Consider the following 25,716-nt stretch of genomic DNA (forward strand, 5'->3'; position numbering starts at 1 on the left):
TTCTGCAATGGCTTCTGAACCGTTACGGTTTGTTCATGAACCGGCCGATGCGAACCAGGCGGCAGGCGACCCTGGCCTCGCTCGCCGCCGAGTTGGGCGTGTCCAGGACCACGGTGTCGAATGCCTACAACCGGCCGGATCAGCTCTCCCCCGAGCTACGGCGCCGGGTGCTGGAGACGGCGCGCCGTCTCGGCTACCCGGGGCCGGACCCGGTGGCCCGCTCGCTGCGCACCCGCAAGGCGGGGGCGGTCGGACTGCTGCTCACCGAGAACCTCTCCTATGCCTTCCGCGACCCCGCGGCGGTCGGCGTCCTCGAAGGACTCGCGCTCGCCTGCGAGGACGCCGGTGTCGGCCTGCACCTGGTGCCGGCGAGCCCGGGCCGCGAGGAGGTCGCCGCCGTGCACCGGGCCGGAGTCGACGGGTTCGTCGTCTACTCCGTGCCCGACGACGACCCGCACCTGGCGGCGGTGCTCTCCCGGCCGGTGCCCACCGTGATCGTCGACCAGCCGGAGCTGGACGGCGTCGACCGGGTCGGCCCGGACGACGCCGCGGCGACCGTCGACCTCGCCAACCACCTCGTCGAGCTCGGCCACCGGCAGATCGGGGTGCTGTGCATGCGCCTCGGCCGCGACCGCAAGGACGGGTTCGCACCCGTCGACCGCCAGCGCGAGGCGCACTTCCACGTGCAGCGGACGCGGTTGTCCGCCCTCGCGCGCAAGTTCGAGTCGGTCGGCGTGGACTGGAGCACGGTGCCGGTCGTCGAGCGCTTCGAGCACACGGTCGACGACGGCGCCTCGGGTGCCCGGCAGCTGCTGGACGCGCATCCACAGGTCACCGCGGTCATCTGCACCTCGGACATCCTCGCGCTCGGCGCACTCGCCGAGGCAGGCCGCCGCGGACTGCGGGTGCCCGCCGACCTGACCGTCACCGGCTTCGACGGTGTCGCCGAGGCGACCCGCGCCGGTCTCACCACGGTCCACCAGCCGGTGCTGGAGAAGGGCAGGGCCGCGGGCAGGCTGCTGCTGAGCGCGGGCGACCGGGTGGCGCCCAAGGTGATAACGCTGCCCACCGAGCTGCGGATCGGTACCACGTCGGCGCCGCCGCGCACCGCGGAGGAACTCTGGTTCGGCCCGTGAACACCCGGATACGTGACCTTCGTCGTGGAACCTTGTCCGGACCGTAGGAACACGGGTCCAATGGTCGGACCTGCCCGCCCTACCCGTGCACCCCGAGGACTCTCATGACCGCCATCGACCGGCTGCTCGAACGTAACCACGAACTCGGCGAGGTGGTGCCGGGCGACCGCTCTTCGCCCCGCCCCTCGCTGAACGTGGCGATCCTGACCTGCATGGACGCGCGTATCCGGGTGTTCGAGCTGTTCGGGCTGCTGCAGGGGGAGTCGCACGTGCTGCGCAACGCAGGCGGCGTCGTCACCGACGACATGGTCCGCTCGCTCGCGCTGAGCCAGCGCAAGCTCGGCACCCGGGAGGTGCTGATCGTGCAGCACACCGACTGCGGCCTGAACGCCGTCACCGAGGACGACTTCAAGGACGAACTGGAGGAGGCGAGCGGGCTGCGGCCGACGTGGGCGGTGGAGGCGTTCCGCGACGTCGAGGCCAGCGTGCGGCAGTCCGTGGAACGCGTACGGCGCAACCCGTTCCTGCCGCATACGGACAACGTGCGGGGCTTCGTCTACGACGTGCACACCGGCAGGCTCACCGAGGTGCGGTAACCGGCTGCAGCGCCGGGTCACCCGCGCGAATGCCGTTCCTGCCACCCGATCTAGAGTGACCGCGATGTCCATCGACGCCGACACCCTGGTCGACTGGTTCGCCACAGCCGGGCGCGACCTTCCTTGGCGTCGCCCCGATCGCACGCCGTGGGGCGTGCTGGTCAGCGAGATCATGCTCCAGCAGACGCCGGTCTCGCGCGTCGAGCCGGTCTGGAGGGAGTGGCTCGCGCGCTGGCCCCGCCCCTCCGACCTGGCCGCCGAGAGCCAGGGCGAGGTGCTGCGGGCGTGGGGCAGGCTGGGCTATCCGCGGCGCGCGCTGCGGCTGCACGCCGCGGCCTCGGCGATCGCGGACGAGCACGGGGACCAGGTGCCCTCGGACGTCGACACCCTGCTCGCGCTGCCCGGCATCGGCTCGTACACCGCCCGTGCGGTGGCGGCCTTCGCATACGGCAGGCGGGCGCCGGTGGTGGACACCAACGTGCGCCGGGTCGTCGCCAGGGCCGTGCACGGCGCCGGGGACGCCGGCCCGCCCTCGAACACCAGGGACATGGCCGACGTCGAGGCGATGCTGCCTGCCACCGACGCCACGGCGGCCCGGTTCTCCGCGGCGCTGATGGAGCTCGGCGCGCTCGTCTGCACGGCCCGCTCGCCACGCTGCGCCGACTGCCCGTTGTTCGACGGCTGCGCCTGGCAACGGGCGGGCCGCCCCGCCTACACCGGTCCCGCCAAGCCGGTGCAGAAGTACGCGGGCACCGACCGCCACGTCCGAGGGCTGCTGCTGGAAGTCTTGCGCGGCACCGGGGAGCCGGTGGCGAAGACCCGGCTGGACGTCGTGTGGCCGCAGGCGGGCCAGCGCGACCGGTGCCTCGACTCGCTACTGGTGGACGGCCTCGTGGAGCAGACGGCGGACGGCCGGTTCGCACTGCCGGGCGAGCACTGAGAAGCACCGAAAAGCGCTGACATAACTCGAAAGAAGTTCGCCAACTGTTGCCTCCCGGCGACGAGGGCGATTAGCGTCTGCGCTGCACGACCCCTGCTGATCAACACCTGCGCATAACCACATACGCGAGGGAGATCGACAATGGCCGTACATTCCGCGTTCGGCCGCCGGACGCTGCTCAGGGGCGGGCTCACCGTCACCGCCGCTGGCGCGCTGACGACACTGACCGGAACCACCACCGCCGCCGGCCGGGGCAGCCCCGGAGGACGAGTCGTCCCACCACTGATGTACAGCACCGCCGACTGGGGCGCCCGCCCTCCGCGCGGGCCGATCACGGTGCTGGACCGCAAACCCACCTACATCGTCGTCCACCACACCGTCGAGCCCGGCAACGGCGACGACTACTCCCGCGAGCACGCGTTCCGGATCTCCCGTGACATCCAGAACTTCCACATGGACACCCGGGGCTGGATCGACACCGGCCAGCAGTTCACCAACAGCCGCGGCGGCTACGTCACCGAGGGCAGGCACCGCAGCCTGGAGATCCTGCGCGGCGGCACCCAGCACGTGCAGGGCGCGAACGTGGGCAACCACAACAGCGAGGTCATCGGCATCGAGAACGAGGGCCTCTACACCGAGACGGACGTGCCGCAGGCTCTGTGGGACTCGCTCGTCGACCTGGTCGCCTACATGGCTGACCAGTACGGCATCAGCCCCGAGTTCATCAAGGGCCACCGCGACTTCAACTCGACCGAGTGCCCCGGCACCGTGCTCTACGGGCGGCTGCCGGAGCTGCGTCAGGCGGTCGGCGACGTGCTCGGCGTCGCGGTGCGAACGCCCACGGAGTGGCCACTGCTCAAGCCGGGTGACCACGGCGAGAACGTGCGCGTGGCACAGCGGCTGCTGCGTCGCCACGGCGCCCGGAACGTGCCGGTCGACGGCGTGTTCGGCCCGGCGACCCGTGCCGCGGTGCGGGACTTCGCCGAGGCGCACGGCGTTCCCGGCCACACCTGCTACGCGGCGGCGCACGCCGACGAGACCGGATTCCTGGGGGCCGACATCTGGCCACTGCTCGCCGCCGGGCAGGACGCGCGGGCGCTGCGCAGCTCGCTGGCGGCCTGACCCGCTAGCGGCCCAGCACCTCGGACAGGAACGCCTCGACGGCGCCCCGGTACTCCAGCGGGGCGTCGTCGTGCACGACGTGCCCGGCCCCGGCCACCACGACATGCCTTCCGCCGCCGGGGGCGCGCTCGGCGAGCTCGGCCTGCTGGCCCGCAGGCATGGCGCTGTGGCCGGCCTCGATCACCAGCAGCGGGCACTTCACACCGTCCACGAAGGACCAGTAGTCGCGCCTGCCCCATTCCGCGGCGATCTCGTAGAGGTAGGCCAGGTCCGCGATCAGGTGATAGCCGTCGGCGCGCTCCTCGAAGCACTCCACGAAGTAGTCACCGGTGCTGCCGAAGAACCGGCGTACGTGCGCGAGCGACTGGAACGGCACCGGCCAGGACTCGAAGTAGCCGCGCCACTGCTCGACCGTCCGGCCGCGCTGATCGGGAGCCATGTCCTCGACGACGACCGCGCGGACGAGGTCCGGGTGGGTGGCGGCCAGCACCAAGGCGTGCAGGCCGCCCATCGAATGCCCGATCACCACGGCCGGTCCCTCGTCGAGCCCGGTCACCACCTCCGCGACGTCGGCGGCGAACGCCTCCGTGTGCCACGGGCCGGTACGCCGGGCCCTGCCGTGCCCGCGGGCGTCAAGACCCACCACGTGGCCGTACCGCATGAGCCACTGCGCCACGGACCACCACGTCGTCGCGCGTCCCATGAGCCCGTGCAGGAGCACGATCGGCGGCCCCTCGCCGCCGAAGTCAACGAGGCCCTCACGCATGGTCATCTAGGCTCCGTCCATGCTCCACGACAGGGTGCGCGCCCTCCTGCTCTGCGGTCTCCTCGGCACCCTAGTCGGCTGCACCGGCGCCGATCCGGAGCGCTCACCCGGTGAGCCCGCGCCCGGCGCTGCCGGCATCGGCGACGACTACTACCCCAACGCCGGCAACGGCGGCTACGACGCGACCGGCTACGACGTGTCGATCAGCTACGACCCGGCGAACGGGCGGCTCGACGGCGACACCACCGTGACCGCGAGGGCCACGCAGGACCTCAGCCGGTTCAACCTCGACCTGCGCGGCCTCACGGTCGACTCGGTGGAGGTGGACGGCGGGCGGGCCGAGTTCGCCCGTGAGGGCGACTCCGAGCTGGTCGTCACGCCGCCGGAGCCGGTGCCTGAGGGCAGCACGTTCCGCACCAGAGTCCGCTACGGCGGCACCCCGGTGGATGCCTCGGCAGGCCAGCTCGGGGACAACGGCTGGCAGCGCACGCCTTCCGGCGGCGCGTTCGCCCTCGGCGAGCCGCATTCGGCGGCGTACTGGTACCCGGTCAACGAGCACCCGCTGGACAAGGCGCCGTTCCGCCTCACCACCCGGGTACCGGAGGAGTGGACAGCCGTGTCGATCGGCCGCCAGGAGAACACCTCGACGGCGGACGGCTGGACCACGACGACGTGGGCGGAGCCGAACCCGGTGGCCAGCTACCTCACCACGGTCGTGATCGACCGGTTCACCGTCGAGCGCGGCGAGCTGGCCGACGGTACGCCCGTGCTCAGCGCCTACGCACCGGGCGCCGCGCACCTGCGGGACGAGGGCGAGCGGGTCGGCGAGGTGATCGACTTCCTTTCCGGCGAGTTCGGCGAGTACCCGCAGGCCGTCGCGGGCGGGATCTATCTCGGCGCGGACGTCGGCTTCTCGCTGGAGACCCAGGGCAGGCCCACCTACACCCGTTCGGCCGACCTGGAGACGGTCGTGCACGAGCTCGCGCACCAGTGGTGGGGCAACGCCGTGTCGGTGCGGTCGTGGGCGGACATCTGCCTCAACGAGTGCCTGGCCAGCTATTCGCAGTGGTTGTGGGCGGAGGGCAAGCAGGGGGACGACCTCGACGCCCGTTACCACCGCGCCGTCGACCGGTTCACCGGCAGCCAGGAGTTCTGGTCGCGCAAGCTCTACGACATGGGTCCGGGGCACGAGTTCGAGGGCGTCTACAGCAAGGGCATTCTCGCCGTGCACGCGTTGCGCAGGCAGATCGGCGAGGAGGCGTTCGACCGGGTGCTGCGGGAGTTCCCCGCCCGGCACCAGGACGGCAACGCGAGCTGGCCCCAGTTCGAGGACTTCGCGGCCCGGGTCGCGGGCCAGGACCTGGGCGGCTTCTTCGAAGCCTGGTTCCGCGGCACCGAGCAGCCCGCGGACGAGTATCTCTATCCGGGCTCGCTGAGCGGCTAGCAGCGCAGGTCAGCGGTCGTGAGTGAGGAGCCGTGTTCTAACTCGCGTGCGCACTCACGAGGGGTAACTACAGTTGACGGCATGGCTGTTGTGAAGATCAATGCGATCGAGGTTCCCGAGGGCGCGGGCGAGGAGCTGGAGCGGCGGTTCGCCGCGCGGCTGCACGCCGTCGACTCGCAGCCCGGCTTTCTCGGCTTCGAGCTGCTGCGCCCGGTCTCCGGGGAGAACCGCTACTTCGTCTACACGAAGTGGGAGTCGGAGGAGGACTTCCAGGCATGGGCGCAGGGCCCGGCCAAGGAGGCCCACGCAGGGGAAAGGGGCAAGCCGGTGGCCAGCGGAGCGAGCCTGCTGGAGTTCGAGGTGGTCCAGAGTTCCGGGCCGAAGCCGGAGTGACGGCCGGGCTCGACCGGGCCGCCGAGCTGATCGCCTCGGCTGACGCGCTGCTGGTGTGCGCGGGCGCCGGGATGGGCGTCGACTCGGGACTGCCCGACTTCCGCGGTGACGAGGGCTTCTGGCGGGCGTACCCGCCGTACGCGCGGCTCGGGCTGCGGTTCACCGAGCTGGCCGACCCGGAGCACTTCGCCGACGACCCGGAGCTGGCGTGGGGCTTCTACGGCCACCGGCTGGAGCTCTACCGCCGGACGGCACCGCACCCCGGCTTCGAGCTGCTGCGGAAGTGGGGCGCGGCCAAGCCCGGCGGCACACATGTGTTCACCTCGAACGTCGACGGGCAGTTTCAGCGGGCCGGATTCACCGACGTGGCCGAGGTGCACGGCTCGATCCATCACCTGCAGTGCCTCGCCCCCTGCACCGGCGACATCCGGCCCGCCGACGACGTGCGGGTGGACGTCGATCCGGAGACGATGCGGGCGCGGCCGCCGCTGCCCGCGTGCCCGCACTGCGGCGGCCCGGCCCGGCCCAACATCCTGATGTTCGGGGACACCGGCTGGCTGCCGGAGCGCACCGAGCGGCAGCTCGACGCGCTGCGCGACTGGCGGCGCGCGAACCCGGACGTGGCCGTCGTCGAGCTGGGCGCGGGCACGGCGATCCCGACCGTGCGGCGGCAGGCGGAGCTGGCGAGCGCGGCGAACGCGGCACTGGTGCGCATCAACCCCCGCGAGCCGGAGGTCCGGCACGGCCGCGGCGTCTCCCTGCCCCTCGGCGCCCTCGAAGCGCTAACCAGCCTGGACCCCCTCGTGAGTGCGCACACGAGTTAGAACTCGCGTAGGCACTCACGAGCCGGGCACGCGAAAGGCGCCCCCGCGGGTGATCCCACAGGGGCGCCTTTCGTGTTCGTGCTCTTACTCGTTCTCTGCGGACTCGCCCGAGTCGTCACCGCTCGCGGCGGCGATGCTCACCGGCGGCGCGTCCGGCACGTCCAGTGGCTTGGACTCGCCACGGAAGACGAACCGGGCCTGGTCGTCGCGCTCGGACTCGTCGTCCCAGCCCTCGACGTCCACGATGATGATCTGACCGGCCTGCACCTCACCGAACAGGATCTTCTCGGACAGCTGGTCCTCGATCTCCCGCTGGATCGTGCGGCGCAGCGGACGGGCGCCGAGCACCGGGTCGAAGCCGCGCTTCGCGAGCAGCGCCTTCGCCTTGTCGGTCAGCTCCAGCTCCATGTCCTTGCCCTTGAGGGCCTGCTCGACCCGGTTCACCATCAGGTCCACCATCAGGATGATCTGCTCACGCGTGAGCTGGTGGAACACGATGATGTCATCGATCCGGTTGAGGAACTCCGGCCGGAAGTGCTTCTTCATCTCCTCGTTGACCTTCTGCTTCATCTTGTCGTACCGCTGGCCGTCCTCGCCACCGGAAGAGAAGCCGAGGCTGACGGACTTGGAGATGTCCGACGTGCCCAGGTTCGAGGTGAAGATCAACACCGTGTTCTTGAAGTCGACCGTGCGGCCCTGACCGTCGGTGAGCCTGCCGTCCTCCAACACCTGCAGCAGCGTGTTGTAGATCTCCTGGTGCGCCTTCTCGATCTCGTCGAAGAGCACCACGGAGAACGGCTTGCGGCGGACCTTCTCGGTGAGCTGGCCACCCTCCTCGTAGCCGACGTAGCCCGGAGGGGCACCGAACAGCCGCGAGGCGGTGTAGCGGTCGTGGAACTCGCCCATGTCGATCTGGATGAGCGCGTCGTCCTCGCCGAACAGGAAGTTCGCCAGGGCCTTGGACAGCTCGGTCTTACCGACACCGGACGGGCCGGCGAAGATGAACGAGCCGGACGGGCGCTTCGGGTCCTTCAGGCCGGCCCGCGTGCGGCGGATCGCCTGGGAGACGGCCTTCACGGCGTCCTCCTGGCCGATGATCCGCTTGTGGATCTCGTCCTCCATGCGGAGCAGACGCGTGGTCTCCTCCTCGGTGAGCTTGAACACCGGGATGCCGGTCCAGTTGGCGAGGACCTCGGCGATCTGCTCGTCGTCGACCTCGGCGACGACGTCCAGGTCACCGTCCTTCCACTGCTTCTCCCGCTCGGACTTCTGGCCGAGGAGGGTCTTCTCCTCGTCCCGCAGGCGCGCGGCCCGCTCGAAGTCCTGGGCGTCGATGGACGACTCCTTCTCCCGGCGCACGTCGGCGATCTTCTCGTCGAACTCACGCAGGTCAGGCGGGGCCGTCATCCGGCGGATCCGCATCCGGGCGCCCGCCTCGTCGATCAGGTCTATCGCCTTGTCGGGCAGGTACCGGTCGTTGATGTAGCGGTCGGCCAGTGTCGCCGCGGCGACCAGCGCGGAGTCCGTGATCGAGACGCGGTGGTGCGCCTCGTAACGGTCCCGCAGGCCCTTGAGGATCTCGATCGTGTGCTCGAGCGAGGGCTCGCCGACCTGGATCGGCTGGAAGCGCCGCTCCAGCGCCGCGTCCTTCTCGATGTACTTGCGGTACTCCTCGAGGGTGGTCGCGCCGATCGTCTGCAGCTCGCCACGCGCCAGCATCGGCTTGAGGATGCTCGCCGCGTCGATCGCGCCCTCGGCGGCACCCGCGCCGACGAGCGTGTGCAGCTCGTCGATGAACAGGATGATGTCGCCGCGGGTCTTGATCTCCTTGAGCACCTTCTTCAAGCGCTCCTCGAAGTCACCGCGGTAGCGCGACCCGGCCACGAGCGACCCGAGGTCGAGCGTGTAGAGCTGCTTGTCCTTCAGCGTCTCGGGCACCTCACCCTTGACGATGTTCTGCGCCAGTCCCTCGACGACGGCGGTCTTGCCGACGCCCGGCTCGCCGATGAGGACCGGATTGTTCTTGGTGCGGCGCGAGAGCACCTGCATGACCCGCTCGATCTCCTTGCTGCGACCGATGACCGGGTCGAGCTTGCCCTCCCGCGCGGACGCGGTGAGGTTGCGGCCGAACTGGTCGAGCACCAGCGACGACGACGGTGTGCCCTCGCCACGGCCGGCGCCGGCCTCCGCGGGCTCCTTGCCCTGGTAACCGGACAGCAGCTGCAGCACCTGCTGGCGCACCCGGTTGAGGTCCGCGCCGAGCTTGACCAGGACCTGGGCCGCGACACCCTCGCCCTCGCGGATCAGGCCGAGCAGGATGTGCTCGGTGCCGATGTAGTTGTGGCCGAGCTGAAGCGCCTCGCGCAGCGACAGCTCGAGTACCTTCTTGGCACGCGGCGTGAAGGGGATGTGCCCGCTCGGGGCCTGCTGGCCCTGGCCGATGATCTCCTCGACCTGCTGACGGACGCCCTCAAGCGCGATACCCAACGACTCCAGCGCCTTGGCGGCGACACCCTCACCCTCATGGATCAGACCCAGGAGGATGTGCTCGGTGCCGATGTAGTTGTGGTTGAGCATCCGGGCCTCTTCTTGGGCCAGGACAACCACCCGCCTCGCGCGGTCGGTGAACCTTTCGAACATTCCCACTCCCTCGACTGCTGCGCCGGCGGCCCGATCTCATCGTCGTTCCCGATGAGTCCGGCACCGTAAGACCACTGTAGTAGCCAAGCGCTCATGTCGGCGTACCACTACGGCGGAATGCACTCCACCCGTACGAACCGTGAGACGTTTCGCAACCGACAGACAGTCGACTTCTTGCTGGCTGTTGACGTCTGGCACAACGCCGGGACGGTCCACCGGATTCCGCCGGGGCGGGGTGTCCGCTCACCGCGAACACGGCTTCGTTGACCCTTGTCGTCCGATCGGTGTCCGGCGCTGACGCACCCGCGAACAACAGGTAAGGTAAGGCAGACCTAATCGTCCGGATGGAGCATCGGGAGGGTGCGTTGCGTGTCGAACGGAGCTTTCGTGATGCTCGACACATTCGAGGCGATCTCGACTCGCTCTCGGGCTCCCTGACGCGCGTGGCCGGGCTGCAGGACCGGCTGGAGATCCGCGCCTCGGCGCCGGCCGCGGCGGGCTGGCAGCGCTGCTCGGACCTGCTCGCCGACCCGCTTCGGTTCAGCGAATGGCGCGGACGGCTCGCGGGCTGGCTGCGTCACGAGTACGGCGAGGCGCCCGTCCGCACGACGGCGAGCTACGTCATGTCCTGGTACCTGCGCGTGCCCGCCTACGCGGGCGCGCTGCTGCTGCATCACGAGCGCCGGGTGCCGTCGCTGCGGCCCGAGGAGCTGGCGGTGCGCACGGCGGCAGGTGGCAGGCCCGACCCCACCGGCATCGCGGTACTCGGCGAGTCCTTCCACTGCCTGCCGCTCGACCCCGGATCAGCCCGCCCCGAGGCGACGGTGGTGCCCGACGAGCACGCACTGGCCGCCGTGCTGCGCGCCCGCTACCTCGCACACGCCGCGCGGTTCGTTCGCGCCTACCGCCGGACGAGCCCGCTCGGCACGCGGATGCTGTGGGCGGCCGCGACGGACGCGCTGGAGAGCTGCCTCTGGTGGGTCGGGCAGCAGGGCGGTGACGAGGGCGCAGGCGTCGCCGACGCCGCGCTGGTGCTCGACACCCGGTACACGCCGCTGACCGCGGCCTCGACACTGCGCATGGCCGCGGACGACGCGGGCGGGCGAACGTGGACCAGGCGCAGGGAGAGTTGCTGCTTCACCTACCTGCTGCCCGGCAGGGCGGAGTGCGAGGGCTGCCCACGGACCTGCGCGAGATACTGAATCCACGGACACGGCACCGGCCCGGCCGCTAACGTCCGCCCGATGACCTGCCGACGGATAGCGTTCACCCTGCTCGGCTTCGTGCTGCTCGCCGGCCTGACGGCCTGCACCCAGAGCAAACTCGACCGGGACCAGCCGGTGACGGTCAGCGGCACGTTCACCGGCCCCGGCGGCGCACCGCTGCCCGGCATCGGCGTAACCCTGCGCGCCGAGCTCACCGGCGCGCAGGCGCTCGGCGGCCTCGGCGCCGCCTTCGCCAGCTCCGGGCTGGTCTGCGCCGCCGAACCGAGGCCGGCACTCTGCCGTGACGACACGGAGCGCGCCGGGACGGACCGGGACGGCGCGTTCCGCTTCGAGCTGTCCGGAGGCCGGACGCAGGACTCGTTCGGCACCGCGCGGAAGTTCTCGCTCAGCGCGGTCGCGCCGCCGCGCGACACGGAGCTGTCGGGACCGGTGACGGCGGAGTCGTTTCTCATCCAGGTGCCCGATCTGGATCTCGGCCAGGTCGCCACCTGGCGGCCGGGGCTGACCGTCGGCGCCGGCAACGGGAGCGCCGACATCGGCTGGCGGCCCCTGCCTGGCGCGGAGAACGACCGGGTGACCTTCGACGACGGCTACGGCGCCGTGGTGTGGCAGCAGACCGGCGCGGGCCGGGCGCGCTTCGACGCCCGGTTGCTCGAAGGCTTCTCCGGTGGCGTGTCGGTGCTCGCCGATGCCCGCCGCCCGGGACCGGACACCGAGATCGAGACCCGGTACCGCTCCCCGCGGCTGCCCTACCGGTCGACCGCCGCGCCGCCGTTGTCCCGTGGAGCGGACTGCGTACTCGAACCGCGGGCCGGAAAGCCCGAGCCACCGAGCCCCTGCGCGCTCACCGACGGCGACCTGGAACCGGCCGGCCTCGGGGCGGAGACCGCGCTGGTCGACCTCGGCAGGCGGGTTCCGCTGTCGCTGCTCGCCGTTCGCGGGTGCCCGGCAGGCACGACGTGCACCGTCGAACGATCGCCGGACGGGCGGACGTGGTCGCCGCTGGCGACGGTGAACGAGGGGTTCGCTTCGGTCGAGCCGGTGGACCGGCCCAGCACCCGGTACCTGCGGATAAGCGCATCCAGTGGCCTGCTGCGGCTCGCGGAGGTGTCGGCCTGGGACGACACGCCTGCCGGTCCGGCGACGCTCGCGGTGGTCCCGCCCGACGCGATCGACGCACCGCGCACGGCCGGCGCGGCCGGGGAGAGCGGCATCCCGTGGCCGTGGATCGGCGTCGGCGTCGGCGCGCTGATCGTCACAGCGCTGTCGATCGGCCTCCTCCTCCGCCGGCGACGCCGACGCTGAACGCCACGGGCTCCCAGGCCGGGTCGCGGCCGGAGAGGCCGAGAGCCCGGTGCAGGGCAGGCGCGTCGGCGGCGACGGGTACCTCGGGGCCGAACACCTTCATCGCCCGGCCCTGCCCGGCCATCTCCCGCATGACCTCCTCCGTGGCCTCGGCCACCGCAGGCGCGGGATCGAACGGCAGGCGGGCGGCCATCGCGAGGTCCCAGCCGTGCAGCACGAACTCGCACAGCGCCATCCGCTCCACCATCGCGGCCGGCAGCGAATCACCGCCCATCGTCGTGGTCCCCTCCCCGGCCCCCGCGGCGCCGAGGGCGCCGACGAGGTCGTCGGTCAGTGCGAGCAGCCGCCCGGCCCAGTCACCCTCGACGAGCCGTGCCGCCTCCTCCCCGCCGTCGGCGGGCGGCGCGGGCTCCTTGCGGGCCGCGGCGGCCAGCCGCGGGCTCCAGTAGAGCAGGTGGTTCAGCAGCCCGCGGATGTCGTAGCCGGCGCAGGGCGTGCACTCGGCCAGCTGGTCCGGCCGCACGCCGAGGACAACCCGGCGGAACTCACCGGCGGCCGTCCTGATCGGTTCTCCCAGTTCGGTCATCCGCCCATTCCAGCGGCACCGCGGTGGCGCGTCTTGAAGAAACGCGACAGCCCCTGGCTAGGGTCGTGCCGTGGAGCGAATCCCACAGGCACTCCTGGACGAGCGGCTCGCCGGTACCCGGTTCGAATTCAGCAGGCACGCACCGGCCGCGCCGCTGTGCCCGTTCGTGCAGTACTACTGGATCGTCCGCTGGGACCTGCGCGGCGGAGCACCGCACACCCAGCGGGTACTGCCCAACCTCTCGGTACATCTGTCGTTCGGCCACGACGCCGCCGGAATCTGGGGGCCGCGCCAGGAGGTCTTCTCCTACCGGCTCGCGGGCAGGGACCAGGCCCTCGGCGTCCGGTTCCGGCCGGGCCGCTTCCGGTCATTCCTCGGCAGGCCGGTCGCGGAGATCGCGGACGCCGTTTTGCCACTGGAGGAGCTCTTCGGCCCGCAGGGCACCGAGACCGGCGCCGCCGTGCGCCGCGCCACGAGCACCGCCGACACGGTGGCGCTGACCGACCGGCTGCTGTGCGCGAAACTGCCGACGGCCTCCGCCTCCGAGGAAGCGTGCGGCCGAGGCCGTCGAGCGGATCGCGGCCGATCCCACGATCACCCGCGTCGCGCAAGTGAGCGCGGCGACGGGTCTGTCGGTGCGCACCCTGCAGCGCCTTTTCCCGGACTGTGTGGGAGTACGCCCCAAATGGGCCATCCGCGTCTACCGGCTCAACGATGCCGCGAAGCGGATATCCACCGACCCCGGTCTCGACTACGCCAGGCTCGCCGCGGAACTCGGTTACAGCGACCAGGCGCATTTCACGCGGGACTTCGCCGCCGTCACCGGTATCCCACCGGCCGCCTACGGACGGCGACAGGCATAAGGGCCGCCGGGATGGCTGTCCCGGCGGCCCTTATGCCTGTCGCCGTCTCTGGTCACCGACGCCTCGCCTCATCGGAAACATTGGTGAAACGCTTGTTTCAGCCCTTCTTGTGGTAGGCCTCGACCACCTCGGACGGAATACGCCCACGGTCGGAAACCTCGAAACCCGCCTTGCGCGCCCACGCACGAATGGCCTGATTCTGCTCACGATCCACCGCTGCGGAGCGAGCAGGCGCCTTACCGTTACCCTTCGCGCCCGGACGCTTACGACCACCCGCGCGGCGGGCGTGCTCGATATACTGCGCGAGGGCGTCCCGCAGTTCTTCGGCATTGTCCGCCGACAGATCGATCTGGTAAGAGACGCCGTCCAGGCCGAACTCGACCGTCTCGTCCGCCTCGGAACCGTCCAGATCGTCGACGAGCGAGACTAGGACCTTCTGCGCCATCAGTTTCCTCCTGCTTTTGAACCTCAAATGATCGGGTGGTGCCCGGGACCCAGTCAGAAGCTTTGACTTACCACAGTAATACCGGCTGTCACGAGCAAATGCAAATCAACTACTCACGATTGAGTTCTGCGGCCACGTCTATTCGGGGCGGACCAGCGGGAACAGGATCGTGTCCCGGATACCGAGACCGGTGAGGGCCATCAGCAACCGATCGACTCCCATTCCGGCGCCACCCGACGGTGGCATTCCGTACTCGAGTGCGCGCAGGAAATCCTCGTCCAGCCGCATGGCCTCGCTATCGCCGCCAGCCGCCAGTTTCGCCTGCTCTGTCAATCGCCGGCGCTCCACCACCGGATCGACCAGTTCCGAGTACCCTGTGGCGAGCTCGAATCCGCGCACATAGAGGTCCCACTTTTCCGCGATGCCCGGCTGATCGCGATGCTCCCGGGTCAACGGCGACGTTTCCAGCGGGAAGTCGCGCACGAACGTCGGCGCATGCAACTTGCTTCCTACAAGGTGCTCCCACAGTTCTTCGATCAGCTTGCCGTGACCGAGTTTCGGATCCACTTCCAACTCCCGCGCGGCGGCGAACGCCCGGAGCTTCTCGACGGAGGTGTCCGGCGTTACCTCTTCGCCGAGGGCATCGGAGAGCGAGCCGTACATCGTCAGCGCACTCCACTCACCCGACAGGTCGTACTCGGTACCGTCGGCAAGGGTGACCACCTGCGAACCGAATGCCGCCTCGGCGGCCTCCTGCACGATTTCGCGGGTCAGCACCCCGATTGTGTCGTACGTCGCATACGCCTGGTAATACTCCAGCATCGCGAACTCGGGGGAATGTGACGAGTCGCTGCCCTCATTCCGGAAGTTGCGGTTGATCTCGAAGACCTTCTCGATGCCGCCGACCACGCACCGCTTGAGGTACAGCTCGGGTGCGATACGCAGATACACGTCGAGATCGAACGCGTTGGAATGGGTCACGAACGGCCGGGCCGACGCGCCGCCGTGCAGTGTCTGCAACATCGGCGTCTCGACCTCGGTGTATCCGCGGCGATGGAAGGAATCGCGGAGCGCCCGCGTCACGTTCGCCCGGGTACGCACCACGTCCCGCGCCTTCGGCCGCAGGATCAGATCGACATAACGCTGCCGGATGCGGGTTTCCTCGGCGAGTTCCTTGTGCGCTACCGGAAGCGGGCGCAGCGCTTTCGAAGTCAGCCGCCACTCGTCGGCGAGGACCGAGAGCTCACCGCGTTTGGAGGTGATGACCTCACCCCGCACGAATACGTGGTCACCGAGGTCGACATCGGCCTTCCACGCGGTGAGCGCGTCCTGGCCGACTTTCGCGAGGCTCAGCATGGCCTGCAGTTCCGTGCCGTCGCCTTCTCGCAGGGTCGCGAAGCAGAGCTTTCCGGTATTCCGCATGAACATCACCCGGCCGGTGACACCGACCTCGGCGCCGGTGGAGGTGTCGGCCGGAAGATCGGAATAAGTGGCGCGGATCTCACCGAGCGTGTGAGTACGCGGAACTTCGACCGGATACGGTTCGACACCGTCCGCGATCAGCCGGTCACGCTTTTCCCGGCGCACCCGCATCTGTTCCGGCAGGTCGTCCTCAGGCATGGGGGGCTCCGGGAATTCACTCATGACGCCATAGGGTACGAACACCCGACCGAGCACCGTGAACCGGTCAACCCGCACAAGGAGCCGAGCAATGTCCTGGCTGGTGCTGATCGTCTCAGGCGTGCTGGAAACCGTCTGGGCGGCCGCGCTGAGCGCCTCGAGGGGATTCTCCCGGCTCCAGCCGAGCCTGCTGTTCCTCGTGAGCCTCGCGTTGAGCATGGGCGGGCTCGCCTACGCGCTGCGGGACATTCCGATCGGCACCGGCTACGTCGTGTGGGTCGGCATCGGCGCCATCGGCACCGCGGGCTACGGAATGGTCGCGCTCGGCGACCCGGTGAGCGCCGCCCGGATCGTGTGCCTGGTACTCATCATCGCCGGGGTGATCGGCCTGAAGCTACTGCACTGAGCGGACGTTGCGCTCGTACACCAGCCGCAGGCCCAGCAGGGTGAGATCCGGCACGTGCTCGGTGATCGTGCGCGACTCCCCGAGCACGAGCGGCGCGAGGCCGCCCGTGGCGATCACCTCGACCCGGCTGCCCGGGTGGGGCGAGAGTTCCTCGACGATGCGCCGCACGAGCCCGTCCACCTGGCCGGCGAACCCGTAGAGAATGCCGGACTGGAGGCATTCCACGGTGTTCTTCCCGATGACCGACCGGGGCGGAACCAGTTCCACCTTGCGCAGCGCCGCGGCACGCGCCGCCAGCGCGTCCACCGAGATCTCGATCCCCGGAGCGAAGGCTCCGCCGAGGAACTCCCCCTTCACCGAGATCGCATCCACGTTCGTCGAGGTACCGAAGTCCACCACGACGCACGCGGTGTTGTGCAGGTGGTGCGCCGCCAGCGTGTTGACCAGCCGGTCGCCGCCCACCTCCTTCGGGTTGTCGACCAGCAGCGGGACACCCGTCCGCACGCCCGGCTCCACGACGACCTTGGGCACGTCCGGGTAGTACCGCCCGAGCATCACGCGCAGCTCGCGCAGCACCGCGGGCACGGTCGACAGCGCGCTGATGCCGGTGACCGCGTCGGCGTACTTTCCGAGCAGCCCCCGCATGGTCAGCGACAGCTCGTCGGCGGTGATCCGCGCGTCGGTACGCATCCGCCAGTCGCGGACCAGTTCGGCCGTCTCCCCCCTCCCGGAGTACAGGCCGAGCACGATATTCGTGTTGCCGACGTCGACGGTGAGCAGCAACTAGCTCTCCGCGTGCAGCAGCGCGTCCAGCCTCGCCGCGTCCACGGTCTCCGCGACCGGGAAGGTCGCCGGGTCCCCGTGCTGCGTCACGATCGGCAGGGCGCCGCTGACCAGGCCCGAGCCGTCCGGGGCGTCCGCAGGGTCGTCGCCGGAGGTGACGATGCGGTTGTCCGCGTCGACGAAGACGATCCGTGGCCGGAACGACGCGGCCTCGGCCGAGTCCATCTGCCCGTAGGCGATCAGGATCACCAGGTCACCGGGGTGCACCAGGTGCGCGGCGGCCCCGTTGATCCCGATCACGCCGCTGTCGCGCTCGCCCGCGATGACGTAGGTCTCCAACCGGGCACCGTTCGTGATGTCCACGATGGCCACCTGCTCGCCGGGGAGCAGGTCGGCGGCGTCCATCAGGGTCTCGTCGACGGTGACCGAGCCGACATAGTGCAGGTCGGCCTGGGTCACCGTCGCTCTGTGAATCTTGGACTTCAACATCGTGCGGTACATGACGGACTCTCCCTCTATACCCCTGCGTCCTCAGTGGACAAGTCTGACACCTCGGCCCCCTTCTCGGCATCGGCGCCGAGCAGCACTGCAACGTTGTCGATGAGCCGGGTGTTCCCGACCCGCGCGGCCACCAGCAGCCGCGCCTCCCCATCGACGGGCGCGGACCCCAGCTCGGTTCCCCGCAGTTCGAGGTAATCCACGTTCACCTCCGGCCGCGCGGCGAGAGTCCTCCGCGCGGCGTCGAGCACGGCTGCCGGGCCGAACCTCCCCGCGTGCGCGCCCGCGGTGAGCGCCGCGGACAGTGCCACGGCCTGTTCGCGCTGCTCGGGGGACAGGTACACGTTGCGCGAGGACAGCGCGAGGCCGTCGTGCTCGCGCACGGTGGGCACGCCGAGCACACGCGTGTCCATGTCGAGGTCGCGCACCATGCGGCGGATGAGCACGAGCTGCTGGTAGTCCTTCTCGCCGAAGAGCGCGTAGTGCGGCCGCACGATGTTGAACAGCTTCGAGACCACCGTCAGCACTCCGGCGAAGTGGCCCGGCCGCGCGGCGCCCTCCAGCTCGTCGCCGAGCGGGCCCGGGGCCACCGTCACCGTGGCGTCATCGGCGTAGAGGTCGCTCCCCTCGGGGGTGAACGCCAGCTCGACCCCCGCCTCGGCCAGCACCTCCAGGTCACGCTCCCGTGGCCGCGGATAGGCCTCGAAGTCCTCGCCCTCGCCGAACTGCAGCGGGTTCACGAAGATCGAGGCGGCCACGACCGTGTTCGGCAGCCGCTTCGCCCGGCGCAACAGCTCGAGGTGACCGGCGTGCAGCGCGCCCATCGTGGGCACCAGCGCGACGTTGCGGCCGACCGCGCGCAACGCCGAGGTGACCTGGCGGACGTCGGCGGGCCGCGAGTAGGTGTTGAGCCTGCCCCGGGTGAACTTCGGGGGCTTCGGGTCCGGGGCGGTCATCGGGTATCACGTCCGTCGTCGAGCACGTTGCCGATCTCGGCGGCGGCATCGGCACCGAGCAGGCCGGATTCACGGGCCCTGACGACGGTGCGCCGGGCCAGGGTCTGGTAGGAGGGCGCCACGTCCGGCGCCCGCTCCGCGAGCACCCGCAGGTGGGTACGCACGGTGCCCGTGTCGCCGCGAGCGACCGGGCCGGTCAGCGCGCGGTCGCCGTGCCGGAGCACGTTGTCCAGCGCCGCGGACAGCAGCGGGCCGAGCAGCCGTTCGGCATTGCCCACCCCGTTCTCCCGCAGCATCTCGGCGCAGTCGGCGACCAGCGTGATGAGGTGGTTGGCCCCGTGGGCGAGGGCCGCGTGGTACAGCGCCCTGGTCGCCTCGGGAATCCGGACGGGCTCGGCGCCCATCTCCACGGTCAGCGCCTCACCGACGTTCCACGCTGCCTCGTCGCCCTCGGTGGCGGTGACGCCGACGCTGCAGGAGGCCATCCGCTCCAGGTCCTCCTCCCGGCCGGTGAACGTCATGACCGGGTGCAGGGCAAGCGGCAGCGCGCCGAGCTCCGTGGCCGGTCGCAGGATGTCCACGCCGTGGGCCCCGGAGGTGTGCGCGACGATCTGCCCTGCCCGGAAGGAGCCGGTGGCGGCGAGCCCGCCGACCATCGTGGCCAGCGTGTCGTCGGGCAGGGCAAGCAGCACCAGGTCGGCGCGGGCGGCGACCTCGTCGGAGGGCAGCAGCGGCACCTCGGGCAGCAACCGTTCGGCGCGGCGGACGGAGGCCTCGGAGATGCCGGAGGCAGCGACCACGGTGTGCCCGGCCCTGGTGAGGGCCGCGCCGAGCACGCTGCCGACCCGGCCGGCCGAAACGACCCCGACGGCGAGCCGCGCGGGCCGCGTCACGGCGTGCCCCAATGGACGCTCATGCTCAAAGACTCCCAAACTCGTTCCAGTCCCGCTCCACAGCCGCGGGTACCGGACGATGGCGCGAGAGTAGCTTCGCATCCGGATCGCCGCCGGGCCTTGGTGACGAGCTTCACCTGTCCCGGGTCCCTCCGGCGGCGAGCCGGACCGCCTCCGCCCGTGCGGCCCGCAGCGCCGCCAGCAGCTCGTCGTGGCGCCCTCGGGCCTCCTCGCCGCTGAGCGGCGCCCGGCGCAGGAAGGCCAGCTCGGTGACTCGCGCCTGGTACTCGGCGACCGCTCGCGCCGCCCGCCGTCCGGACTCGCGGCGGGCCTGCCTGCGCCACTTCCTGCGTCCGGGCAGGCTGGCCAGCAGCTCCACCTCGGACGGCGCGATCCAGCGTGCGGTGGCCATCTTGGGCAGGGCGCCCGCGACGATCCGCTGCTCACGGCGGCGCTGCCAGAGCACGAGCAGGAACACGCCCACGAACACCGGCACCATGACCAGGAGGTAGACGTTGAGAAACGTCGAAGCACCGCCGAGCGTGGCGGCGGCGTTCCACATCGCGTGCAGGGCGACGGCCACCACGTACCCGCCGAGCGGCGCCAGGATCCGGACCTCGCGGACCCGGGTCGTCGCCGCGATGCCGAGACCGATGCCGATCAGCACGGTGAACAGCGGGTGCGCGAACGGCGAAAGCACACCGCGCAGGATGAACGCGGCGAGCACGCCGGGACTCGTGGCATCGCCGAAGCCGTGCTCGGCGAAGGCCCGGCCGAAGTAGTAGATGTTCTCGGTGAAGGCGAACCCCGCGGCGCTGAAGCCCGCGTAGACGACCCCGTCGACCGCGCCGTCGAACTCGCCCGCACGGCGCCACAGGATCGCCAGCACCGGCGCGGCCTTCGCCGCCTCCTCGACCACGGGGGCGGAGACGATCGCGCTGACCTTGTTGCCGTTGCCCGTGCCGAGCAGCAGGTCCCCGACCGCCTCGGCGGTGTCGTTGACCAGCAGCGCGGTGAGCGTGGCCACGCAGGCGCCCCAGAGGAACGTGAGCAGCAGCAACTTGGCCGGTTCGGGCTCCCACCGGTCGATCCACAGGAACGTGGCGACGACAACGGCCACCGGCACGGTGGCGGCGACCACGCCGATCCCGACCGCGGGTACGCCGACCCGCACGGTGCCGAGCCCGAACAGCAGCAGCCCGCACAGGGCGACGACGACCAGCCCGACCACGGGCAACAACACGGTGATCCCGCGTGAGGTGTGCCGCGTGGTCTCCCGCGCCTTGGCTCCCGTCACGCGGGCACCCTAACCGGGCCGATCCACGTTCCCCGGATCGGCTCGCGAGGCGGGGTCAGTCCTCGGCGCGGCGCCGCCTGCGGGGCGCGGCCGTACTGGCGCCGTGCGCGGCGAGCAACTCGCTCACCGACCGGCCCTCGGCGTGCGAACCACTCGCGCCGCCCGCCTCGTCGGCGGGTTCGGGGGCACGGCGCCTGCCGCCGGTGGAGCCGTTGGCGTCCGGCCGGGCATGGCTGCCGCCAGGCGACGACGGCTGCGAGCCGTTCTGCTCCTCGCCCGCGAAGTAGCCCTGCCAGGGCTGCTCGCCCTCGCCGCGGCGGCGCCTGCCGCCGACCGGCGGCTCGGAGCCACCGTGCCGTCCTCCGCCACGTGTCTCGGCCGGCTCGTCATCGGGCTCGGGGCGGCGCCTGCGGCCACCCGGCCGCGCGGCCAGGTCGCGGATCTCGGGCGGCAACGTGGGGTTGGGCTCCGGACGCGCCTCGCTCGCGGGCTGCGGTGCCTGCTCGGGCTGCTGCTGCGGTGCGGGTGCGCTGTGCTCCGGCTCGGGACGTGCCACGGGGAAAGGCTCCGGTTTCTTACGTTGGGGTTCCGGGTCGTGCTGCTCGTTTCGGGAGGGCGGGGCGACGCTGGACGCCGGCCTGCCACGGGGAGATGGCTCCATCTCGGGCCTAGTGTGCTCCACGGACGGGTACTGCCGCGGCTCCGGTGCGCGTTCCCGCGGCTTGCGCTGCGACGAGGGCTGTCTGACCTGCTGGGTCGGCGGGTCCGGCTGCTCGCGCCTCGCTCGTTCGGGGGGCCGTTCGACGGGTTGCTGCCGTGGCCGGGACATCTCGGCGCGAGCCCGGTTCGCCGCCTCGGAGGCACGAGCGGCCGCCGAGCCGGTGCCGTTGGCCGGCTGGACGCGGCGGGTCGGCGGTCCGGCGGCGCCACCGTTCTCCGCCGGTCTGGCCGGCCTCGGCACGAACTGTGTCTTGGCCGTCTTGGCCGCTTCGGGCTGCCGTCCCGGGGCAGGCGGCGGGGCCGGGCCGCGCCGCTGCGCGGCGGGCGGCGCCGGATCGCGTACCCGGTCGATCAGCTCGGTCGGCCGGTCGGTGGCCTCGACGACCTTCTTCTTGCCTGCGACCAGCTGCGCGGGCTTCTTGCCACTGCTACTGCCGTTGCTGGTGCCGTTGCTCTCGCCCCCGGTGACCACCCGCGGTTCGTCGGACAGCGAGCGCATCCTCGTGGACTGGGCGGTGAGGGCGACCCGTTCATACAGCACCTCCCCGCCGAAAAGGGCCTGCAGGCTCTCGCGCAGTGCGGTGACCTCGGAACGCAGGGCCTCCAGCTCCTCGCGGGAGTCCTCCTCCACGCGCTGCCGGGTCTCCGCCTCGATCTCCAGCTCGAACTCCCGGCGGGCGGCGATCTCCCGTTCGAGCTCCAGCTCGTAGACCTCCTGGGCCTGCGCCACCGATTCCTCGGTCGCGGCCACCTGCTTGCGGTACCGCGCGGCCACGAACGCACCGATCAGCGCCGCCCACAGCGCGGCGACGATGCCGAGACGCAGCCACCGCAGATCCTCGGTGAGCACGAGCGCGAGCGTCGCGCCGACGGCGAGGAGGAAGCCGACGACAAGCCACGGCCTACCCGAATGGCGGTCGCGGGAGTCGTCATCCACGCCAGTCATGCCCAACACCGTACCTTCTAGTAATCCGTCTGAGACCTAGTCGGTACTTCGAGCGGCGCATTCAGAGCGTTAACCGGTCACTCTCCGATCGGGGTCCTGATCACGTTGGTCCGGTGTGCGGCAACAGTATTCGAGCCACAGCGCGGCACCGATCAGCGCCGCCGCGCAGCAGGAGCCGATGATCGCCGCGGGCAGGTCGGCGGCGGCCGCGGTGAGCCGGTCGGCCTTCGGCGCGAGATAGACGACGGCACTCAGCCACGCGCCGAACATGAGCGCGCCGAGCAGCGAGGACGCCTTGGCGAGCATCGCCGCGCGGGCGATCTCGACACCGGTCACCACCTGGCGGCTGCGGATGCGGCGACGGACGACGAAGGCGAGCACGACCTCGACCACGGCCAGCGCCGCCAGCGTGATCCCGGCGGGGGCAGGCAGGCTCGGCATCGACTCGTAGGCGACCTCGAAGAGGAGCAGCACCAGGCCGAAGCCGAGCACAGCGGCGATCAGCAGCTCGCGTGGCCGCGTGTAGTGCATGGCCCCACCGTACTGGCCGGTGCTCGCTCACCGCGGACGTGCTTGACTCTCCACCGACTGGAGAGTCCAGGATTGGCCTGCGACCGCAAGGGGAGAGCGTGTTCACGATCGGGGAGTTGTCCCGCCGGACCGGGCTGCCGGTCAAGACGATCCGCTTCTACTCGGACGAGGGGCTGCTGCCGCCGACCGAGCGCACACCGGCCGGCTACCGGCTCTACGACACGCGAGCACTCGCGCGGCTGGAACTGGTGCGGACGCTGCGCGAGCTCGGTGTGGGCCTGGCCGACGTGGACCGGGTGCTCGCGCATGCGACGAGTGTCGCGGAGGTGGCCGACAGGCACGTGGAAGTGCTCGACGAGCAGATCCGCGTGCTCCGGCTGCGCCGGGCGGTGCTGCGCGCGGTCGTGAAACGGAGATCCGAAATGGACGAGGTGAAACTGATGAACAGGCTGGCTTCGATGCCGGACGAGGAGCGCAAGCGCCTCGTCGACGAGTTCTGGGACGAGGTGAGCGAGGGCCTCGACGTGGAATCCGACTTCTATGCCCGGATGCGCTCGGCCAAGCCAGAGTTGCCGGACGACCCTTCGCCGGAACAGGTCGAGGCGTGGATCGAGTTCGCGGAGCTGGTGCGGGACCCGGACTTCCGGCGGCTCATCCGGACCATGAGCGAGCAGCACGCCGAGCAGCGGGCGGCCGAAGAGGACGCCGACAGCGCCGACAGCTACGCCGAGGTCCAACGTGCGCACTGGTGCGACTGGAGCGGGCGGGCCAAGGCCGCGCTGGACGCGGGGCTGGCCCCGGACTCGGCCGAGGGCCGCGCGCTGGCCGACGACATCGTGCGTACCTCGCTCGGCGCGGGCGACACCGACGATGCGACGTTCCGCTCGGCGCTGGCCGACCGCTTCGCGCTGGGCAACGACCGGCGGGCGGAGCGGTACTGGCAGCTGCTGGCCGTGATCAACGGCTGGGCGCCGATCCCGAGCGGGCACGACGCGGCCGAGTGGCTCATCGCCGCCCTGCGCGCCTCCGCCTGACCCGCTCACCACGGCCGTCCGCAGCTCACCGGTCGTGAGTGCGCACACGAGTTCTAACTCGCGTGCGCACTCACGAGGGTGGGTCGGGCGCGTCAGAGGGTGAGGTCGGGGCGATGCCGGACGGCGGCGCGATCGGAATCCGGCAGTGCCGCCAACAGGTCGGCGGCCCTGCCCCGGCCGGGGACCTCCGCGTCGGGCTCGATCTCCAGCCACGGGATCAGCACGGTGGCCCGGTCGGCCGTCCCCGGATGCGGCAGCAGCAGCTCCGGTTCCTCGGACCGGACGCCGTCCACGGTGACCACGTCGACGTCGAGCGTGCGCGGGCCCCAGCGCCGCTCGCGCACCCGCTCCGCCTGCTGTTCCAGCGTCTGCGCGGTACGCAGCCAGGCCCAGTGGTCCCGCTCCGGGTCCGCCACGACGCACACCGCGTTGAGGAAGTCGGGCTGGTCCGTCACGCCCCACGGTTCGGTCTCGTACACCCCGGACACCGCCACGAGGCTGTCCCGCAGCCCGGCCACGGCCACCCGGAGGAAGCCGAGCCGGTCGCCCAGGTTCGAGCCGAGCGAAAGGACCGCCCTGCTCACCGCTCGCGCCGGATCGTCACGGCCACGTCGGCGAAAGTCACCGGGATCGGCGCCGACGGCTTGTGCACGGTCACCTCGACGGCCCGCAGCCGCTCGTCCTTCATGGCCTCGTCGGCGATCCGGCCTGCGACGGTCTCGATCAGCTGGCAGGGCCGCCCGCCGACGATGTCGGCCGCGAGCAGCGCCAGCTCGCCGTAATGCAGCGTCTCCGCGAGGTCGTCGGACGCCGCCGCGGTGGCCAGGTCGAGCCACACGGTGACGTCCACGACGAACTCCTGTCCGTCGGCACGCTCGTGTTCGAACACGCCGTGCCGCCCGAACACCCGCAGGCCCGTCAGCGTGATCCGGTCAGTCACCCGGTGTGCCCCGCTTCCATGCCGCCGCCACGTGGACGGCGTCCAGCGACGCGCCCACCTCGTGCACCCGCACGCCCCAGGCACCGGCGAACGCCGCCAGCGCCGACACCGTCGCCGTGGCGACCTCCCGCCCGGCCGGTGGCCGCGGTGTGCCGTCGGGGTCGGCGAGCAGCCGCCCGAGGAACCGCTTGCGGGAGGCGCCGACGAGCACGGGGAAACCCAGGGACAGCAGGCTGTCCAGGCCGTGCAGCAGCGCCCAGTCGTGTTCGGCGTGCTTGGCGAAGCCGAGGCCGGGGTCGAGCACGATCGCCCCGGCGGGGACTCCGGCGGCCAGCGCCGCGTCCACCCGTGCGGCGAGCTCGTCGCGCACCTCGGTGACCACGTCGTCGTAGGTGGCCAGCGCGTTCATGTCCTTGCTGTGCCCACGCCAGTGCATCAGCACCCACGGCGCGCCGCTGTCGGCGACGACCCTGCCCATGTCCGGATCCGCCAGGCCGCCCGAGACATCGTTGACCACCCGCGCGCCCGCGTCGAGTGCCGCGGCGGCCACGGCGGCCCGCGTGGTGTCCACCGACAGCGCCAGGCCGTCGGACGCGAGCTCGCGGATCACCGGCAGCACGCGGGCGGACTCCGTATCGGCGTCCACTCGTGCGGCGCCCGGCCGGGTGGACTCGCCGCCCACGTCGATGATGTCGGCACCGCGCCGCCACATGGCGTGCGCGTGCGCGAGCGCATCGTCCCTGCTGAGGTAGCGGCCGCCGTCGGAGAACGAGTCGGGCGTCACGTTCAGCACGCCCATCACCGCA

27 protein-coding genes and 1 pseudogene are annotated in these 25,716 nt (G+C 71.1%); 13 read left to right on the plus strand and 15 right to left on the minus strand.

The window, feature by feature from the left end:
- Positions 1-35 precede the first annotated feature (35 nt).
- The 4 genes from JAP66_RS11000 to JAP66_RS11015 all read left to right on the plus strand — a co-directional run bounded on the left by JAP66_RS11000 (position 36) and on the right by JAP66_RS11015 (position 3,794).
- Positions 36-1,136, plus strand: a complete 1,101-nt coding sequence (locus JAP66_RS11000; RefSeq protein WP_199431531.1) for a LacI family DNA-binding transcriptional regulator — start codon at positions 36-38, stop codon at positions 1,134-1,136.
- Between the two features lie 104 nt (positions 1,137-1,240).
- A complete protein-coding gene (locus tag JAP66_RS11005; protein WP_199431532.1) occupies positions 1,241-1,732 on the plus strand; it encodes a beta-class carbonic anhydrase in 492 nt (163 codons plus the stop codon).
- A gap of 64 nt (positions 1,733-1,796) precedes the next feature.
- A complete protein-coding gene (locus JAP66_RS11010; RefSeq protein ID WP_199431533.1) occupies positions 1,797-2,672 on the plus strand; it encodes an iron-sulfur binding domain-containing protein in 876 nt (291 codons plus the stop codon).
- 141 nt (positions 2,673-2,813) lie between these two features.
- Positions 2,814-3,794, plus strand: coding sequence for a peptidoglycan recognition protein family protein (locus tag JAP66_RS11015; protein WP_199431534.1), 981 nt, complete (start codon positions 2,814-2,816; stop codon positions 3,792-3,794).
- Positions 3,795-3,798: 4 nt separating this feature from the next.
- On the opposite strand, the gene JAP66_RS11020 is transcribed toward JAP66_RS11015, so the two are convergent.
- Positions 3,799-4,566, minus strand: coding sequence for an alpha/beta fold hydrolase (locus tag JAP66_RS11020; RefSeq protein ID WP_199431535.1), 768 nt, complete (start codon positions 4,564-4,566; stop codon positions 3,799-3,801).
- Positions 4,567-4,579: 13 nt separating this feature from the next.
- Between JAP66_RS11020 and JAP66_RS11025 the strand changes: the two genes are divergently transcribed.
- The 3 genes from JAP66_RS11025 (at position 4,580) to JAP66_RS11035 (ending at position 7,221) form a co-directional block, all read left to right on the plus strand.
- The gene (locus tag JAP66_RS11025; protein WP_199431536.1) at positions 4,580-6,004 is read left to right on the plus strand and encodes a M1 family metallopeptidase; all 1,425 of its coding nucleotides are present in this window, start codon (positions 4,580-4,582) and stop codon (positions 6,002-6,004) included.
- Positions 6,005-6,085: 81 nt separating this feature from the next.
- Positions 6,086-6,397, plus strand: coding sequence for an antibiotic biosynthesis monooxygenase family protein (locus JAP66_RS11030; RefSeq protein WP_199431537.1), 312 nt, complete (start codon positions 6,086-6,088; stop codon positions 6,395-6,397).
- Positions 6,394-7,221: an SIR2 family NAD-dependent protein deacylase gene (locus JAP66_RS11035; RefSeq protein ID WP_307849518.1), complete on the plus strand. Its 828-nt coding sequence runs from the start codon at positions 6,394-6,396 to the stop codon at positions 7,219-7,221. The genes JAP66_RS11030 and JAP66_RS11035 overlap by 4 nt, the downstream gene beginning before the upstream one ends.
- An 84-nt stretch (positions 7,222-7,305) precedes the next feature.
- Here JAP66_RS11035 and JAP66_RS11040 read toward each other — a convergent pair whose 3' ends face one another.
- Positions 7,306-9,861, minus strand: coding sequence for an ATP-dependent Clp protease ATP-binding subunit (locus JAP66_RS11040; RefSeq protein WP_199431539.1), 2,556 nt, complete (start codon positions 9,859-9,861; stop codon positions 7,306-7,308).
- 365 nt (positions 9,862-10,226) lie between these two features.
- On the opposite strand from JAP66_RS11040, the gene JAP66_RS11045 reads away from it, so the two are divergent.
- Complete coding sequence (locus JAP66_RS11045; protein WP_199431540.1) at positions 10,227-11,063, plus strand: (2Fe-2S)-binding protein; 837 nt, start codon at positions 10,227-10,229, stop codon at positions 11,061-11,063.
- Positions 11,064-11,105: 42 nt separating this feature from the next.
- A complete protein-coding gene (locus JAP66_RS11050) occupies positions 11,106-12,392 on the plus strand; it encodes a hypothetical protein (protein WP_199431541.1) in 1,287 nt (428 codons plus the stop codon).
- On the opposite strand, the gene JAP66_RS11055 is transcribed toward JAP66_RS11050, so the two are convergent.
- Positions 12,343-12,978, minus strand: a complete 636-nt coding sequence (locus JAP66_RS11055; RefSeq protein WP_199431542.1) for a TIGR03086 family metal-binding protein — start codon at positions 12,976-12,978, stop codon at positions 12,343-12,345. The two genes, JAP66_RS11050 and JAP66_RS11055, sit on opposite strands and share 50 nt — an antisense overlap.
- A 166-nt stretch (positions 12,979-13,144) precedes the next feature.
- On the opposite strand from JAP66_RS11055, the pseudogene JAP66_RS32915 reads away from it, so the two are divergent.
- A pseudogene (locus tag JAP66_RS32915) lies at positions 13,145-13,330 on the plus strand (DUF6597 domain-containing transcriptional factor); the annotation flags it as partial.
- 259 nt (positions 13,331-13,589) lie between these two features.
- Positions 13,590-13,841 carry a helix-turn-helix domain-containing protein gene (locus tag JAP66_RS32080; RefSeq protein WP_307849519.1) on the plus strand — a complete coding sequence of 84 codons (252 nt, stop codon included), beginning with the start codon at positions 13,590-13,592 and terminating at the stop codon, positions 13,839-13,841.
- 97 nt (positions 13,842-13,938) lie between these two features.
- Here JAP66_RS32080 and JAP66_RS11065 read toward each other — a convergent pair whose 3' ends face one another.
- Both JAP66_RS11065 and lysS read right to left on the minus strand, forming a co-directional pair.
- Positions 13,939-14,286, minus strand: a complete 348-nt coding sequence (locus JAP66_RS11065; RefSeq protein ID WP_199431543.1) for a histone-like nucleoid-structuring protein Lsr2 — start codon at positions 14,284-14,286, stop codon at positions 13,939-13,941.
- Between the two features lie 138 nt (positions 14,287-14,424).
- Entirely contained in the window at positions 14,425-15,930 is a 1,506-nt protein-coding gene (gene lysS, locus JAP66_RS11070) for a lysine--tRNA ligase (RefSeq protein WP_199431544.1), read from the minus strand.
- A gap of 67 nt (positions 15,931-15,997) precedes the next feature.
- On the opposite strand from lysS, the gene JAP66_RS11075 reads away from it, so the two are divergent.
- Positions 15,998-16,312, plus strand: coding sequence for a DMT family transporter (locus JAP66_RS11075; protein WP_199431545.1), 315 nt, complete (start codon positions 15,998-16,000; stop codon positions 16,310-16,312).
- Here JAP66_RS11075 and JAP66_RS11080 read toward each other — a convergent pair.
- From JAP66_RS11080 to JAP66_RS11110, 7 genes are all read right to left on the minus strand, one after another.
- Positions 16,301-17,095, minus strand: a complete 795-nt coding sequence (locus JAP66_RS11080; protein WP_199431546.1) for a type III pantothenate kinase — start codon at positions 17,093-17,095, stop codon at positions 16,301-16,303. The two genes, JAP66_RS11075 and JAP66_RS11080, sit on opposite strands and share 12 nt — an antisense overlap.
- On the minus strand, positions 17,096-17,596 hold the full coding sequence (gene panD, locus JAP66_RS11085) for an aspartate 1-decarboxylase (RefSeq protein WP_199431547.1): 501 nt from the start codon (positions 17,594-17,596) through the stop codon (positions 17,096-17,098).
- A 14-nt stretch (positions 17,597-17,610) separates the two neighbouring features.
- The gene (gene panC / locus JAP66_RS11090) at positions 17,611-18,549 is read right to left on the minus strand and encodes a pantoate--beta-alanine ligase (protein WP_199431548.1); all 939 of its coding nucleotides are present in this window, start codon (positions 18,547-18,549) and stop codon (positions 17,611-17,613) included.
- Positions 18,546-19,442: a Rossmann-like and DUF2520 domain-containing protein gene (locus JAP66_RS11095; protein ID WP_199431549.1), complete on the minus strand. Its 897-nt coding sequence runs from the start codon at positions 19,440-19,442 to the stop codon at positions 18,546-18,548. Before JAP66_RS11095 ends, panC begins: the two co-directional genes overlap by 4 nt.
- A 133-nt stretch (positions 19,443-19,575) precedes the next feature.
- Entirely contained in the window at positions 19,576-20,685 is a 1,110-nt protein-coding gene (locus JAP66_RS11100) for a PrsW family intramembrane metalloprotease (RefSeq protein ID WP_199431641.1), read from the minus strand.
- Positions 20,686-20,794: 109 nt separating this feature from the next.
- The gene (locus JAP66_RS11105; RefSeq protein ID WP_199431550.1) at positions 20,795-22,405 is read right to left on the minus strand and encodes a DUF6779 domain-containing protein; all 1,611 of its coding nucleotides are present in this window, start codon (positions 22,403-22,405) and stop codon (positions 20,795-20,797) included.
- Positions 22,406-22,474: 69 nt separating this feature from the next.
- A complete protein-coding gene (locus tag JAP66_RS11110) occupies positions 22,475-22,936 on the minus strand; it encodes a DUF3180 domain-containing protein (RefSeq protein WP_199431551.1) in 462 nt (153 codons plus the stop codon).
- A 98-nt stretch (positions 22,937-23,034) separates the two neighbouring features.
- Here JAP66_RS11110 and JAP66_RS11115 point away from each other — a divergent pair, with 98 nt between their 5' ends.
- On the plus strand, positions 23,035-23,970 hold the full coding sequence (locus JAP66_RS11115; protein WP_199431552.1) for a MerR family transcriptional regulator: 936 nt from the start codon (positions 23,035-23,037) through the stop codon (positions 23,968-23,970).
- A gap of 92 nt (positions 23,971-24,062) precedes the next feature.
- On the opposite strand, the gene folK is transcribed toward JAP66_RS11115, so the two are convergent.
- From folK to folP, 3 genes are read right to left on the minus strand one after another with little or no spacing between them, the layout of a single operon-like run.
- Positions 24,063-24,554, minus strand: a complete 492-nt coding sequence (gene folK / locus JAP66_RS11120) for a 2-amino-4-hydroxy-6-hydroxymethyldihydropteridine diphosphokinase (RefSeq protein ID WP_199431553.1) — start codon at positions 24,552-24,554, stop codon at positions 24,063-24,065.
- Positions 24,551-24,910, minus strand: coding sequence for a dihydroneopterin aldolase (folB, locus tag JAP66_RS11125; RefSeq protein ID WP_199431554.1), 360 nt, complete (start codon positions 24,908-24,910; stop codon positions 24,551-24,553). Before folB ends, folK begins: the two co-directional genes overlap by 4 nt.
- Complete coding sequence (folP, locus tag JAP66_RS11130; RefSeq protein WP_199431642.1) at positions 24,903-25,709, minus strand: dihydropteroate synthase; 807 nt, start codon at positions 25,707-25,709, stop codon at positions 24,903-24,905. The genes folB and folP overlap by 8 nt, the downstream gene beginning before the upstream one ends.
- Between the last annotated feature and the right edge of the window lie 7 nt (positions 25,710-25,716).

The organism is Qaidamihabitans albus, from assembly GCF_016464705.1.
GTDB classification, from domain to species: Bacteria; Actinomycetota; Actinomycetes; order Mycobacteriales; family Pseudonocardiaceae; genus Qaidamihabitans; species Qaidamihabitans albus.